Origin of the sequence: Caloranaerobacter longqiensis (assembly GCF_050286925.1) — a bacterium.
Taxonomy (GTDB): domain Bacteria; phylum Bacillota; class Clostridia; order Tissierellales; family Thermohalobacteraceae; genus Caloranaerobacter.
Map to the genome: position 1 here is coordinate 234,553 of NZ_JBFWFX010000003.1, position 14,348 is coordinate 248,900.

17 protein-coding genes and 1 pseudogene are annotated in these 14,348 nt (G+C 27.9%); 2 read left to right on the top strand and 16 right to left on the bottom strand.

Features of this window, described 5'->3' with window-relative positions; translation table 11 throughout:
• Positions 1–9: 9 nt before the first annotated feature.
• The 10 genes from AB4Y15_RS04575 to AB4Y15_RS04620 form a co-directional block, all read right to left on the bottom strand.
• Positions 10–585 (bottom strand): lysophospholipid acyltransferase family protein, encoded by a 576-nt coding sequence (locus AB4Y15_RS04575; protein ID WP_427338741.1) that lies wholly within the window; start codon positions 583–585, stop codon positions 10–12.
• Positions 586–588: 3 nt separating this feature from the next.
• The gene (gene cmk, locus AB4Y15_RS04580; protein ID WP_427338742.1) at positions 589–1,245 is read right to left on the bottom strand and encodes a (d)CMP kinase; all 657 of its coding nucleotides are present in this window, start codon (positions 1,243–1,245) and stop codon (positions 589–591) included.
• Positions 1,246–1,283: 38 nt separating this feature from the next.
• The gene (aroH, locus tag AB4Y15_RS04585) at positions 1,284–1,643 is read right to left on the bottom strand and encodes a chorismate mutase (protein ID WP_427338743.1); all 360 of its coding nucleotides are present in this window, start codon (positions 1,641–1,643) and stop codon (positions 1,284–1,286) included.
• Positions 1,644–1,709: 66 nt separating this feature from the next.
• Entirely contained in the window at positions 1,710–2,939 is a 1,230-nt protein-coding gene (locus tag AB4Y15_RS04590) for a BaiN/RdsA family NAD(P)/FAD-dependent oxidoreductase (RefSeq protein ID WP_427338744.1), read from the bottom strand.
• Between the two features lies 1 nt (position 2,940).
• Complete coding sequence (locus AB4Y15_RS04595; RefSeq protein WP_427338745.1) at positions 2,941–3,549, bottom strand: histidine phosphatase family protein; 609 nt, start codon at positions 3,547–3,549, stop codon at positions 2,941–2,943.
• A 129-nt stretch (positions 3,550–3,678) separates the two neighbouring features.
• Positions 3,679–4,560 (bottom strand): MurR/RpiR family transcriptional regulator, encoded by an 882-nt coding sequence (locus tag AB4Y15_RS04600; protein ID WP_427338746.1) that lies wholly within the window; start codon positions 4,558–4,560, stop codon positions 3,679–3,681.
• Between the two features lie 4 nt (positions 4,561–4,564).
• Positions 4,565–5,110 (bottom strand): 2-oxoacid:acceptor oxidoreductase family protein, encoded by a 546-nt coding sequence (locus tag AB4Y15_RS04605; RefSeq protein ID WP_427338747.1) that lies wholly within the window; start codon positions 5,108–5,110, stop codon positions 4,565–4,567.
• A gap of 1 nt (position 5,111) precedes the next feature.
• Entirely contained in the window at positions 5,112–5,933 is an 822-nt protein-coding gene (locus AB4Y15_RS04610; RefSeq protein ID WP_427338749.1) for a 2-oxoacid:ferredoxin oxidoreductase subunit beta, read from the bottom strand.
• Between the two features lie 3 nt (positions 5,934–5,936).
• Positions 5,937–7,070 (bottom strand): 2-oxoacid:acceptor oxidoreductase subunit alpha, encoded by a 1,134-nt coding sequence (locus AB4Y15_RS04615; protein ID WP_427338750.1) that lies wholly within the window; start codon positions 7,068–7,070, stop codon positions 5,937–5,939.
• The gene (locus AB4Y15_RS04620; RefSeq protein ID WP_073195870.1) at positions 7,070–7,276 is read right to left on the bottom strand and encodes a ferredoxin family protein; all 207 of its coding nucleotides are present in this window, start codon (positions 7,274–7,276) and stop codon (positions 7,070–7,072) included. The genes AB4Y15_RS04615 and AB4Y15_RS04620 overlap by 1 nt, the downstream gene beginning before the upstream one ends.
• Positions 7,277–7,812: 536 nt before the next feature.
• Here AB4Y15_RS04620 and AB4Y15_RS04625 point away from each other — a divergent pair.
• The gene (locus AB4Y15_RS04625) at positions 7,813–8,451 is read left to right on the top strand and encodes a hypothetical protein (RefSeq protein WP_427338751.1); all 639 of its coding nucleotides are present in this window, start codon (positions 7,813–7,815) and stop codon (positions 8,449–8,451) included.
• 7 nt (positions 8,452–8,458) lie between these two features.
• On the opposite strand, the gene AB4Y15_RS04630 is transcribed toward AB4Y15_RS04625, so the two are convergent.
• From AB4Y15_RS04630 to AB4Y15_RS04655, 6 genes are all read right to left on the bottom strand, one after another.
• Positions 8,459–9,856, bottom strand: coding sequence for an oxaloacetate decarboxylase subunit alpha (locus tag AB4Y15_RS04630; protein WP_427338752.1), 1,398 nt, complete (start codon positions 9,854–9,856; stop codon positions 8,459–8,461).
• An 11-nt stretch (positions 9,857–9,867) separates the two neighbouring features.
• Positions 9,868–10,440, bottom strand: coding sequence for a tRNA 5-(aminomethyl)-2-thiouridylate-methyltransferase MnmM (gene mnmM / locus AB4Y15_RS04635; RefSeq protein WP_427338753.1), 573 nt, complete (start codon positions 10,438–10,440; stop codon positions 9,868–9,870).
• A gap of 1 nt (position 10,441) precedes the next feature.
• The gene (locus AB4Y15_RS04640) at positions 10,442–10,885 is read right to left on the bottom strand and encodes a GNAT family N-acetyltransferase (protein WP_427338754.1); all 444 of its coding nucleotides are present in this window, start codon (positions 10,883–10,885) and stop codon (positions 10,442–10,444) included.
• Between the two features lie 95 nt (positions 10,886–10,980).
• A complete protein-coding gene (locus tag AB4Y15_RS04645; protein WP_427338755.1) occupies positions 10,981–11,688 on the bottom strand; it encodes a pseudouridine synthase in 708 nt (235 codons plus the stop codon).
• Positions 11,689–11,760: 72 nt separating this feature from the next.
• Positions 11,761–13,041, bottom strand: coding sequence for an FAD-dependent oxidoreductase (locus AB4Y15_RS04650; protein WP_427338756.1), 1,281 nt, complete (start codon positions 13,039–13,041; stop codon positions 11,761–11,763).
• Positions 13,034–14,005: a sulfide/dihydroorotate dehydrogenase-like FAD/NAD-binding protein gene (locus AB4Y15_RS04655; protein ID WP_427338757.1), complete on the bottom strand. Its 972-nt coding sequence runs from the start codon at positions 14,003–14,005 to the stop codon at positions 13,034–13,036. The genes AB4Y15_RS04650 and AB4Y15_RS04655 overlap by 8 nt, the downstream gene beginning before the upstream one ends.
• A gap of 218 nt (positions 14,006–14,223) precedes the next feature.
• Here AB4Y15_RS04655 and AB4Y15_RS04660 point away from each other — a divergent pair.
• Positions 14,224–14,348: pseudogene (locus tag AB4Y15_RS04660) on the top strand (IS256 family transposase); the annotation flags it as partial.

Consider the following 14,348-nt stretch of genomic DNA (forward strand, 5'->3'; position numbering starts at 1 on the left):
CCTATCAGATTATTTTAATGCATAAATTCTTTTCAATATATTTTGACTAATCTTTTTGTAATCATCAATATTTAGTTTTTGGTCATAAAATTCTTCAAATGAAATCTGTTCACCTATAATGATTTTAATTTTTGAAAATAATTTGTAATTAGCATCTATATAAATTGGCAATACATTACACTTACTTTTGATTGCAATCATAGCAACTCCTGGTTTTGCATTCTCTATATTTTCATCTTTAACTCTAGTACCTTCTAAAAAAATACCTAAAACATTACCTTCGTTTAATACTTTTAAAGACTTTTTTATTGCAGAAATATCTCCTTTTTCTCTGTCAACTGGAAATGCTCCTAAATTGGTAATAATTTTATTTAGAATTTTATTTTTAAATAATTCTTTTTTAGCCATAAAATATATTTTTCTAGGAGATATTATACCTATTAAAATAGGATCTAGTATACTTATATGGTTGGAGCAAATTATTAATTTATCTTCAGTAAAGTTATGTTTACCAATAACTTCAATTCTAAAGAAAGTATTCATGAATAACGATAATGTCTTCTTTGCAAAGTTATAAAAAGACATATTTTACATTCCTTTCTTTATGATATTTAGTATTTCATTAACACATTCTTCAACCGTTCTTTTAGTAGTATCAATTAAAATGGCATCTTTACTTTTAATTAGAGGTGAGAATTCTCTGTTTTTATCGATTTCGTCTCTTTGCTTTATTTCTTCTTTAACTTGCTCAAAAGAAATTTCAACATTCTTAGAAATAAGTTCTTTATATCTTCTATAGCTTCTTTCGTCAACTGAAGCAGTTACATAAAATTTGAAATCAGCATTTGGCAAGACATAGCTTCCAATGTCTCTTCCGTCCATAACTACGCTTTTATTGTTAGCTATTTTTCTTTGAATTTCTACTAATTTTATTCTAATTTCTTTTATTTTAGCAACTTTAGAAACATTTTTACTAACTTCATTATTTCTTATTTCATTATCAACTATTTTACCATCTAAATAAATATGATTATTGTAATAGTCAATATCAGTATTATCTAATAATGAAATTAATGAATTTTTATCATCAAAATTTATTTTATTTTTCAAGGCTTTTAAAGTCAAGGCTCTATACATTGCTCCTGTATCTATATAATTTATATTTAATTCTTTTGCAATAATTTTAGCTATAGTACTCTTTCCTGCACCTGCTGGACCATCTATTGCAATTACAATTTTGTTCATATTTTACCTCCTTATAACTGCTGAAAATTGAAATTAAATTAAATTAAATCTGGTCTAAGTATACTTGCTTTTTCTAAATAAACATGTTTAATATGAGTTTGATTTAAATTGCTTTTTAAAAATAAAAGTACTCTTATACATTTGTTTAGGCTACCTTCAACATCCATTTCTTGAAAACACATTAGTCCACAATTATTAAACCCTAACTCTCTAGCTGCTATTGCTGGATATGCCTTGTTTAAATCTTTGGTTGCAGAAAATAAAATACTAATTACATCTGATTTATCAATATTATTTTGCTTTATTATTTCTTTTAAAAGTTTTTTTGTATATTTAATAATATCTTCTTTTGTATTGTTATTAACTGTAATAGCTCCTCGAATTGTTACTATACACATAATAACCCCGCTTCCTTTTTTTTATTATATATTATAACAGAATTCTACTCAATAAGGTTTATATAATTAACAGTTTAGACCTGCTAAATAACCTGTTGATAAAGCTATTTGTATATTAAATCCCCCAGTTAAAGCATCTACATCGATTATTTCACCAGCAAAAAAAAGACCTTTTATTAATTTAGATTCCATAGTTGATGGATTTATTTCTTTTGTAGAAATTCCACCAGATGTTACAATTGCATGTTCAATACTTTTCAATCCATTGTAATTCAAACTAAACTTTTTTAGACCATTTATTATTTCATATTTTTCATTTTTAGTTACATCATTTGTTCTCTTATCAAATGGAATATTTAAAGTATCTAATAAGTAGATTATAACTTTTTTAGGCAATATTTCACAAAGAGTATTACAGATATTTTTCTGCTGATGTTTTGTAAATAAAGACTTAATTAAATTTTCTAAATGTTCAAAGTTATAGTCTGGAAAAAAATCTATTTCTAAATTTATTTTATCAATTGAATATCTATTGATGTAACTACTTAATGAGAGGGCTGCAGGTCCAGATATACCGAAATGTGTAAAAACAATTTCGCCAGTTTGTTTTTGTTCATGTATTTTTTTATCGTTTAAATAGGCTGTTAGTTTTACATTATTTAAAGATATACCTTGTAATTTTTTTATCCTTGTATCTTTTAATTTTATTGGTACTAAAGCAGGCTTTGGTTTAATGATTGTATGACCAAGTTTATTTGCGAAAATGTATCCATCACCCGTAGAACCAGTTTGCGGATAAGACTTACCTCCTGTTGCTAAAATAACTTTATTAAAAGTCATAGATTTTTTATTGTTTAAATAAATAGTAAAAGTACCATTTTTATTTAATGTTATATCTTTAACCCTAGTATTTTTAAGTATAGTTACTCCATTAGATAGTAAATACTTATTAAGAGCGTTTATTATATCAATTGCTTTGTTCGATTTTGGAAAACATCTATTGTCTTTTTCTGTTTTAATTTGAACTCCGAAAGATTCAAGTAAATTTATGGTATCAATGTTTGTAAAAGTATAAAACGCACTATACATAAAACTATTATTATTAACAACATTATTTATAAAGTTTTCAATATCGCAATTATTTGTAATATTGCACCTACCATTGCCTGTAATAAGTAATTTCTTGCCTATATTAGAATTTCTTTCGAATAGAAAAACTTTCTTACCTTGTTTAGAAGCAGTCCCTGCAGCTAAAATGCCAGCAGGACCAGCTCCAATAACAGCTACCGTATCCATTTTAGTCCTCCTTCAAATGACAAGTATCATTTAACAATTTAATTACTGGCCCTGTACTATGATATTCTATTATAGATATACTTGTATTGTCTATCTTTATATTATTAAATTTTGCTAAATCTATATCTAAAATTCCTAAAATCAATGCCTTAATTGCAGTACCGTGAGAAACAATTAAAATATTTTGATAGTCAGTATGTAATACATTATTGATTATTTTCTTCATTCTTTCTTGTACTTCTATTAGCCTTTCAGCTCCTGGTAAGTTAAGTTTATGAGGTTCTGTTCTCCAAATTATGTATTCTTGATTGAAATCTTTTTTAATATCGGATAATGTTAATCCTTGCCAATTTCCAAAATGAATTTCTCTTAAGTTTTTATCAATAATGATATCAGTTTTTATAATGTCAGAAATTATTTTAGCTGTTTGGTATGATCTTTTTAAATCACTAGTATATATTATATCGATTTTTTCTTTAGAGAGCTTAAATGCAAGTTTTTTAGCCTGTTCTATACCGACTTTGTTTAATTCGATATCTTTTTGTCCTTGTATTTTGCCTATTAGATTCCAATCGGTTTGGCCGTGTCTAGTGATTATTATTTTTTTCATGTAGAATCAACCTTTCTTATTTAGTTTTGTTTTTATTTGGGTTTTTTGTTTATTTAGTTTATCATTTATGATAAACTCTTATATGATATATAAATGCAACTAAAAGCTGGCTTCTGCCAGCTAATATTTTTAAAATAAATCTTTTTTATCTTTACAATCATATACATTATATTCATACCAAAGCCTTTCTAGTTTTTGGAAATATTGAGTTATTTCAGTTTTTTCTTTCATCCCAATTGCAATTATTAATGCATTTATCAAACTAAGTGGTGCCACTAAAGAATCAACAAAAGAAATCATATTACTTTTAGCTATCAATGTATAATCAGCTATTCCAGATATCGGAGAAAGAAAACTATCTGTTATCCCTATAATTTTACATTCTTGTTGCTTTACATAATTTAACGCTTCTAATGTTCTTCTTGAATATCTAGGATAACTAATACCAATTACAACATCACCTTTATTCACCCTAAGTAATTGTTCAAATATATCACTTATACCATAGGTTACAACCTTTACATTATCTAAAATCAAGCTAAGATAAAAACCTAAATAATTTGCTAAAGTTGTTGAACTTCTCAAACCTATTATATAAACTCTATTGGCATTATAAATACAATCTACAACTTTCTCAAATTCATCATTGTTTATTTCTTCTATTGTACTTCTTATATTATCCATGTCTGCTTTTAATATCTTTTTTAATAAAGTACTATTGTCTGAATAGTTATTAGACATACTTAATCTCTGTACTGTTGTAAGTTTATTTTTAATTAATTCTTGTAAAGCTCTTTGTAAGCTCGGATAACCAGAAAAACCTAAAGCATTAGCGAATCTTACAACAGTTGATTCGCTAACTCCTACCATTTCTCCTAGTTTTGATGCAGTCATAAAAGCTGCTTTATCATAATGGTTCAATATATATTCAGCTATTAATCTCTGACCTTTACTTAATCTTGGAAAATTAATTTGTATTAAAGTAATAAGATCTTTATCTTTTTCTTCCATACCATCATTCCCTATTTAAATTATTAACTAAATTCAAACCTTCTTCAAAAGCTTTCTTATTTAATTCTTCTGTACCTCTAGGAACTCTTTCTAATATTGCTTCTCTTAATGAATCTATTGAAACAATATTAGTAATACCATGTATAACTCCCAAAGCAACTATATTAGAAACCATTTTGTTTCCTATTATTTCTGAAGCTGTTCGTAAAATTGGATATCTATAAACTTTTATATTATTCCTATCTTTAACTTCAACATGTTCATCTACTATAAGTATACCATTATCTTTTAGGTTTTGTATATATTTATCACAGGCAGCTTGTGTTAAAGCTAATAGTACGTCACTTTCTCTTACTTTAGGATAATTTATATCATCATCGCTAATTATTACTTCAGATTTACTTGCTCCACCTCTAGCTTCAGGGCCATATGATTGAGTTTGTACTGCATTTTTATTATCTCTTAAAGCTGCTTCCGCTAATATAATACCTGCTAATATTAGTCCTTGTCCTCCCGCTCCACTTAATCTAAACTCAACTCTCTTTGGCATACTATCTCTCCTTTTGAAAAATATTTATAATCTTATTGTATTCGTCAGTATACTCAGGTTCAACAGATTTATATAGTTCGCCAATAAGAATTTTCCCATCTAATTGTTCTTCATCTAGAGACTTTGCAGCTTTTATATTAACTGCACTGTCCTTTAAAAATTTCATCATATTAACTGCGTCTCCCTTTTTATTTTTTCTGCCATAATAAGTAGGACATACACTTACTGTTTCTATAAAAGAAAATCCTTTGTTTTGCATAGCGTTTTTAACTAATTCAGTAATTAACTTTGCGTGATATGCAGTAGCTCTACCAACATAAGTAGCTCCAGCAGCTTTTGCTAATTCACACAAATCGAAATTTTTATCTATATTCCCATATGGAGCAGTTGTACCTCTTTCCCCTTTTGGTGTAGTTGGTGAATATTGTCCACCTGTCATTCCATATATATTATTATTAAATACAATTGTAGTAATATCTATATTTCTTCTTGCTGCATGAATTAAATGATTACCACCAATTGCAGCACAATCCCCATCACCAGTTATAACAATTACCTTTAAATTTGGATTAGCCATTTTTATGCCTGTTGCAAAAGCTAAAGCTCTACCGTGAGTTGTATGAAGTGTATTAAAATCTAAATACCCAGGAGCTCTTGAAGAACACCCTATACCTGAAACTACACAAATTTCATCTTTACTATAACCAAGTTCATCAATAGCTTTTACTACTGATCTTAAAATTATCCCATGCCCACAACCAGGACACCATATATGAGGCAATCTATTATATCTAAAATATTTTTCAATTAGTTCACTAACCACAGTTTAAACCTCCTTAATCTTATCTAAAATTTCATCAGGAGTTATTAATTCTCCGTTAACTTTACCATAACTTATAACATTACAATTTTTACCTGCAATTCTTTCTATCTCATGAACATATTGACCTAAATTCATCTCTGTAACTATTATTGTTTTAACTTTTTTAGAAAGTTTATCAATTGCTCTATCAGCAACAGGCCAAATTGTAATAGGTCTAAACAATCCAACCTTAATTCCTATCTCTCTTGCCATATCAATTGCACTCTTAGCCGATCTAGCAGTGCTTCCATATGCAACTATTGCAATTTCAGCATCATCTAAATTATATTCTTCAAATAAAATTATATCCTCTTTATTTACTTCTATTTTATCGATTAATCTTTTAATCAATTTTTCTGCTACAACAGGACTATTACTTGGAAAACCTGTTTCATCATGTATTAAACCTGTAACATGAAAACGATATCCTTCTCCATAAGATGCCATTGCAGGTACTAAATCTCCACCCTTTGTCTCATATGGCTTATAATCCCCTATATTATCTTCTGGTTTTTTTCTATTTATTATCTCTATCTCATCCTCACTTGGTATTTCTATCTTTTCTCTCATATGTGCAATTACTTCATCTAATAACAACACTACAGGTACTCTGTATTTTTCAGATAAATTAAATGCTTTTACAGTTAAATCAAAAGTTTCACGTACAGAAGATGGTGTTAAAGCAATAATCGGATGATCTCCATGAGTCCCCCATTTTGCTTGCATTACATCTCCCTGAGCTGGTGATGTAGGTAAACCTGTACTAGGTCCTCCCCTTTGTACATTTACAATCACACATGGAACTTCTGCAATAGAAGCATATCCAATATTCTCTTGTTTTAAAGAAAAACCAGGTCCACTAGTTGCTGTCATTGATTTCAAACCAGTTAGTGATGCACCTATTATAGCAGCCATACTAGCTATTTCATCTTCCATTTGTATAAATTTACCACCAACTCTAGGTAATTTTTGAGCTGAAAATTCAGCTATTTCTGTAGAAGGAGTTATAGGGTAGCCAGCAAAAAATCTCATACCTGCAGCTATTGCTCCTTCAACACATGCTTCATTTCCTTGCATCAACTTAACTTTTTTTTCCATTATATTTCCCCCCTAAGAAATATTGCATAATCGGGACATCTCAATTCACACAAACCACATTTTATACAAGCATCTAAATTGATTATTTCAACCTTACCATCCTTTAATGCTAAAACTTTTTTTGGACAAAATTCTACGCAAATTCCACATCCTTTACACCAATCTTTTTTTATAATAAGTTCTTTATTTGTTATAGATGTGGGCATTCTAAGACCCCCTTTTTATACTTTTTTCATTTTTATAATAGCAAAATATATAGTGTATTGCAATTTATTTTTCATTTTCTTAATTATTTTAATTCATTTTGCAAGTTTTATTTCATTTTATGCAAAATTAATAAAATATTATAAAATATTATATTTTAAGTTTCCTTTTTTTAATCCATAGGAAATTATAAACTGCATTAATTTGTGGATAATTTTAAATATAATTTCCGTAATAGATTAGGGCAAAATCTTCCTTAATTTATTTAAATCGAAGGTTTTGTTCTTCTTAACTCAGAAATTCTAATACCTTTAATTTATTCTAAAGATAATATTTTCAGCAAATCTTTTTAAATTAAACTTTTTATAATTTTGCAAGAAATTTTTATTATACCTTCATAATTTATTTTTTTTCATTAAAAAACAAACAAAAATTACAACAGAATGCAATATCCTCAATCGCTTATCTCCATCTAATATTATTTTCATATATGTAAATAATAATATTATTAGTTATTGTTAATTAAGGAGTGATGATCTTGATACAAATTGATGATGCAGGTAGTGGAAGTCTTGTTGGTGGAACTTGTATTGGAGCTATGAGAGTTGAAACTGGTGAGTTTTATTATGATATTATACCTATCAGATACTATTCAAAAGAAAATTTTAAAAGTAAATATTATTTAGAATATGTAGTAACTATAGTTAAAAATCTATTTAAAAAATTAAATGTTGATAAAAACGAAAAAATTCTTGTATGTAGAGGATATATGTTTGATAACCTTAGAAAATGGTTAAATAACAAAAATTATAATTATGAAAGTGTAAGTATAGGTGAACCGTTACAAACTAAAATTGAAACTACATTCGAAGAATATATGATCAAACTCGGACTGCCTATGACATTTATTAGATATACAAAGTATCCATTCCACTTTCACAAAATACTTAAATGGGTATATGCAGATTATGAAAATAGATACCAACTTTGCAAAACAGGTTGGAAAAGTTGGCAAAAATATGGAAACCTCAAAACTGAGGTTTCCACACAATTCTTAGATAAATCAAATTTTGTTTGTTTAAAATGCGGTAATAATATTCCTAACAATTCTGTCGTAAAAGTAATCAAATATACAAGCAACAAACCAACAACTATTTTTCTTCATAATAATTGTTAATATTTATTTATATTGGATATGTTTTCTCTTCTATATCTAATAGTGTATTATCTATTTTATATTTACATGTCTGTCTATATTGGAAGAATTTAATTGCAATTTGTGGAAACAGAGCATATGTTAAAACATCTTCCTCTTGTTCTATGTACTCTTTAATTTCATTTTTTAATTGTTCTAATTGAGGCTGTAATAAATCGGCTGGTCTACCTTCATAAACTTCTGTATCGCCAATTATCTTCTTCTTTATTTCATCAGATATAGGTATAGTAGGTCTACCATATAATCCTTTTACATAATTTTTTATCTCTGAAGGCACCATTTTATACCTTTCACCCAAAATAACATTAAATACAGCCTGAGTACCCACCATTTGACTCATTGGTGTAACTAATGGAGGATAACCTAAATCTTCTCTTACTTTAGGTACTTCTTCTAATACTTTCTCAAATTTATCTAAAGAACCCTGTTGCTCTAATTGTGAAACTAAATTTGATAGCATTCCACCTGGTACCTGATATATTAGTGTTTTTGCATTTACCCCTAAAACTTTAGGATTAAGTAGCCCCTCTTTTAGATATTTGTCCCTAATAGGTTTAAAATATTCGGCTATTTCATTTAATAGATTTAAATCAAGTCCAGTATCATATGGAGTATCTTTTAAAGATGCAACCATAGATTCAGTTGCAGGTTGGCTTGTTCCCATTGCAAAAGGTGAAATTGCAGTATCAATTATATCTACACCTGCCTCAATTGCTTTTAGATATGTTAAATTAGCAATACCACTAGTAAAGTGAGAATGCAACTCTATTGGTAAGTTTACTTTTTCTTTTATTTTTCTTATCAGTTCTTCAGCTACGTATGGTAACAATATTCCTGACATATCTTTAATACATATAGAATCAGCTCCGATTTCTTCCATTTCTTTAGCTTTTTTAACATAGTAATCAATATCATGTACAGGACTTATAGTAAATGATATCGCTGTTTGAGCATGGCCTCCAGCTTTTTTAGTCGCATTAACTGCTGTAACTAGATTTCTTACATCATTTAAAGCATCAAAAATTCTCACTATATCTATCCCATTATATATTGATTTTTTAACAAATTCCTCTACTACATCATCTGGATAATGTTTGTAACCTAATAAATTCTGCCCTCTTAAAAGCATCTGTAGTTTAGTATTTTTTATTGCTTTCCTAATTTTCCTTAATCTTTCCCATGGGTCTTCATTTAAAAATCTTAAACATGCATCAAAAGTAGCTCCCCCCCAAACCTCTAATGCATGAAAGCCTACTCTATCAAGCTTTTCTGCAATAGGCAGCATTTCTTCAGTTTTCATTCTTGTAGCTATTAATGATTGATGAGCATCTCTAAATATTGTTTCTGTAATTTTTACTTTACTCATTAAACAACCTCCTATAAATTTTTTTCAATAGCAATAATTAAAGGTGGATTATTTACCTGATTAATAAATTCAAACTTAATAACTGTATATTGTTTTTGATTTAATTCTCTAACAAATTGTTCTATACTGTTTTTTTCCAATTTGCCCATTTCATGCCCATGATATATTACTAAGACTATGATACCGTTTTCCTTTAGAATTTCTAAAGACTTCTTTATTGCTTTAATCGTAGAGTCAGGTTTAGTTGTTATTTCATGATCTCCGCCTGGAAGATATCCTAAATTAAAAATCACTAAATCTACCTTTTCTTTTACATAATTGTCTATATTTTCATGACTATCTTTTATAAGTGTTACCCTATCCAGTAAAATAGAATCTATCAGTTTAGCCTTCGTATTCTCTATAGCTTTACTTTGTATATCAAATCCATATACTTTACCAGTTTCTCCAACTAATTTTGCTAAAAAAACTGTATCATGACCATTTCCTATAGTAGCATCAATAACAATATTTCCTTCTTTTACTCTAGCTTCTATTATTTTTTTAGCTATATCTGTGGCTTTAGTAAAGTATTTTCTATTCATTTCAACATCTCCTTTTTGTTTGACAGCTATTTTTAAAAAACTCTTCAGTATTGCAAATTATCAATTTATCCGCAATGATATTATTCGTCTTTAACAATTCTTTTTCATCTACATCAGCTAATTTAAAACCTTTTTTTTGTAAATATAAATTTTCATAAGGATAATAAACTTTCTTAATAGAATTTAAATCACAGTAATTTAATATAGATCTTAATAAAGAATCTCCTAAGTCTTCTCCTCTCCTATCTGAATCTATGATTAGATAGTTTAGTAGCCCAATATTTTTTATAACAGTAATTTTAGCAACTCCAATTAGTTCTTCATTTTCCTCCATAACATATATAATCTGATCTAAATCATTTTCTTCTTGAAATCCGTTTTTAACTAGCAGTTTATTTACTTTTGATAATTCCTCTTTTTTGCTTATTTTTTTTACAGATATCATTTTTTTACCTCCAAAAATCAAATATTAAACAATTTTATTATATCAAATATTTTTATGTTTTAAAGAAAAAAGTCATTATGACTTTGTCATAATGACTACAAACTCTTTAGATATTCAATTTCTTTCTTACTTAAATAACGCCAATTTCCTTTTTTTAAATTCCCTAATTCAATTTTACCAATAGCTATTCTTTTTAATTTTATCACAGGATGATTTATCTTTTCACACATTTTTCTAACCTGTCTATTCTTTCCTTCATGTATTGTTATTTTTACAATAGAATAATTATTATATTTTTTTAGCACTTTTATTTTCGCTTTTGATGTTACATAATTATCAATTTTTAATCCATTTCTAAACTCATTTAATTCTTTTTCAGTAGGAACTCCTTTAATTTTAGCAATATAAACCTTTTCAATTTCATGCTTAGGATGAGTTAATTTATAAGTTAAATCTCCATCATTTGTGAGAAATATAAGCCCCGAAGTATCATAATCTAACCTTCCAACAGGATATATCCTTTCATTAATACTCTTTACTAAATCGAGTACAGTAGGTCGATTAAATTGGTCCTTAACAGTTGTAATATACCCTTCTGGTTTATTAAGTGCTATATAAATATAATCCTCTTTTTTTATAACTCGTTTATTATCAACTAATACTATATCAATGTCAGGGTCTATCTTATAACCTAATTTATCAACCACTTTTCCATTAACTTTTACTCTACCCTGTAAAATTAATGTTTCAGATTTTCTTCTAGATGCAACTCCGCACATAGCTAAGTACTTCTGTAATCTCAAATTATCCTTCTCCTTTTCATTAGTTTTTAATACAAAATCTAAATTATAACTTTTTATTTTATATTAAAAATATCATAAAAGTTCCTCTTCGTAAATATTTAATAAGTCTAATCTTCGTACTCTCCGTTTAATTTCCTTTTTATCTATTGTGTACAAATCCCTTTCTTTCATCCTTTCAAAATATTCAGAACCTGCAAAAGTATATCTTTTTTTAAGTCCTTCTTTCGTTTTAATTTGCTCATTTGCATATGCTATTAAATCTCCTATTGCTAAACTTCTTGGTAATTCAAGTAAAGGCATTCCCAAACTTAGTCTTACACTATTATGCCCTGCTAAAGAACCTGTAACTATTGCTTCTGTATGACCGACAAATAAACCTGATTTTTCTCCTGCACATAATAAGTTATCTACCCCTATAACTTTCATTGCATTATTTCTTGGAGCGATTGATAAATATCTTATAGAATTGCCTTTACCTCCTGAATAAGGATCTTCATATCTAGCATTTTCTAAACCTTTTATTTTTCTTAATTTTTCTAAAGGATAATATGGAGTCATTAACTTTGCATGTCCTGTGTCAAGTAATATAATATTTTCTGCAAAATCCTTAAGAGCATATTGCTGACAAACTTTTAAATTTAATTTGTCAAAATTAATATCTTCTTTAGGAATAGGTAATATAACAACTCCTTCTCTATTTAATTTCTCTCTAATTTCTTCACTAAGTGACTCCTTATTAAGTTTACATGAACCACTAAAAGCTCCATATGATTCATCTCCTCTTTGCCCTAATATGTCTTCTACACCTGCTCTTTTACTTATACTTATTCTTGGCCCAAATGATGGACATCTTAAAATGCACATAGAACAACCATTTCCATATTTCAAGCAATTACCCATAGGTCCTGTTGACCCTGTTGTTTCGATAAATACATCACCTGAAATAGTTGTATCATCTGACAAAACTACACTTTTAATAGATTTATTATCCATTTCAACATCATTAACTCTCTTTTGTAACAATATTTTTATTCCAATCTCTTTCAAGAATCTTCTTACCATAGGTTCAACCTTGGTTACATCATATAATGTTGCATGTTTATGTCCAGGAAATTTAACATTAACATGTCTAGCAGCTTTATCTGTTATGTTAAATAATTCTTGGCCTCCTAAACAAATATTTTCTTCAGCAGCCGTATATCTACCATTATTTCTCATTATTCCTCCAACATTACCTAATCCTAGTAACATATCAGTTTTTTCAATTAAAACTACATCTCCACCCGCTTTTTTTGCTGTAACTGCTGCTGCACAACCAGCCCATCCTCCACCAATTACTACAATTCTAGCCAAGCATATTCCTCCTTTCAACTGTTTTTTTAACATCCATTTGAGATTTACAAGTCTTTATTAATTCACCATTTTCAGTAAAAGTAGTACAACTACCACAAATTCCCTCTCCACAACAAAACTTTTCATTATTTGTAACAACAAGGTTTAAATTGCAATTATTCTTTTCTAATAAATCAAGAATACGTTTTTGTAATAAATCTGAACCTCCAATATAAACGAGTCCATAAGTTTCTTTAGCTAGAATATTATCAATTAATAATTCACCTTGATTTTCCATTAAATTAACTTCAGTATAATCTATTTTTAAATCTTTTAAGTACTTCGATAAAAATATTTTGCCGACTCTCCCTTTATCTAATATTACTTTTAAATTACAGCCGTTTCTATTAAGTTTTTTAATAACTGCTAGAGTAGGTGCTTGAGCTATTCCTCTTGCTAAAATTAAGCAATTTTTATTTCGCGTACTTTTAATGTATTTAATTCCTATCAAGCCATTCCAAAATGGCCCTCTAACAAGTACTTCACTATTTAATTTTTTTAACATTTTTGTTTTAGACCCTATAGTTTGATATGCTATATAGATATATCCATTCATATCATCTGCATCCATAACTGACATAGGTACATCATAATAATGTGGTAAATTAACATCTCTCAAAAAAACATAAGCTCCTGGTTCTTTTAACTGTCTAGAAAGTGTTCTTGTTGTTTTTATTTTTAATATTGTTAAATTACTTTCATATTCTATTTTTTCTTCTATTTTACAAACAGTTTCACTTCTCAAACTCTTACTTTTATTTCCATTCCAGACATACTCTTGATAAACACATACCCCTCTCCAATTACAGTCACAAAACTCTTTGCCTTGTAAATGAGAACATATTAAACAATCATTTGTTTCTGCTAAATGGCATGGACAGTATTCACTTCCAATATCTACACATTCAATTCTATGTTGAACCAATTTTATCCCCCTTTACAATTAATCTATAATATTAAAATATTTAATAAAACAATTTTTTGTTACAAAAAAAGCTTCTAGCAATTAGCTAGAAGTCAGGTTGATGACAAACCCACGATGTAAAAAAAGGTAGTATAAAAAAATTTGTGCTTAAGTGAAAATAAATACTCCTTTCTGGCAAGAATTGAAAAAAGAAAAAAATGTCAGAAAGGAGTATTTTTATGAGTAAATTACCAAAAGAAGTATTAAGACAAATGATTTCAGATGGAGGGTTAAAAACAGCAGATGATCTTTATGAGTATCTAAAAGATATGTTTAAAGATGCTCTCCAAGAAATGCTTGAAGC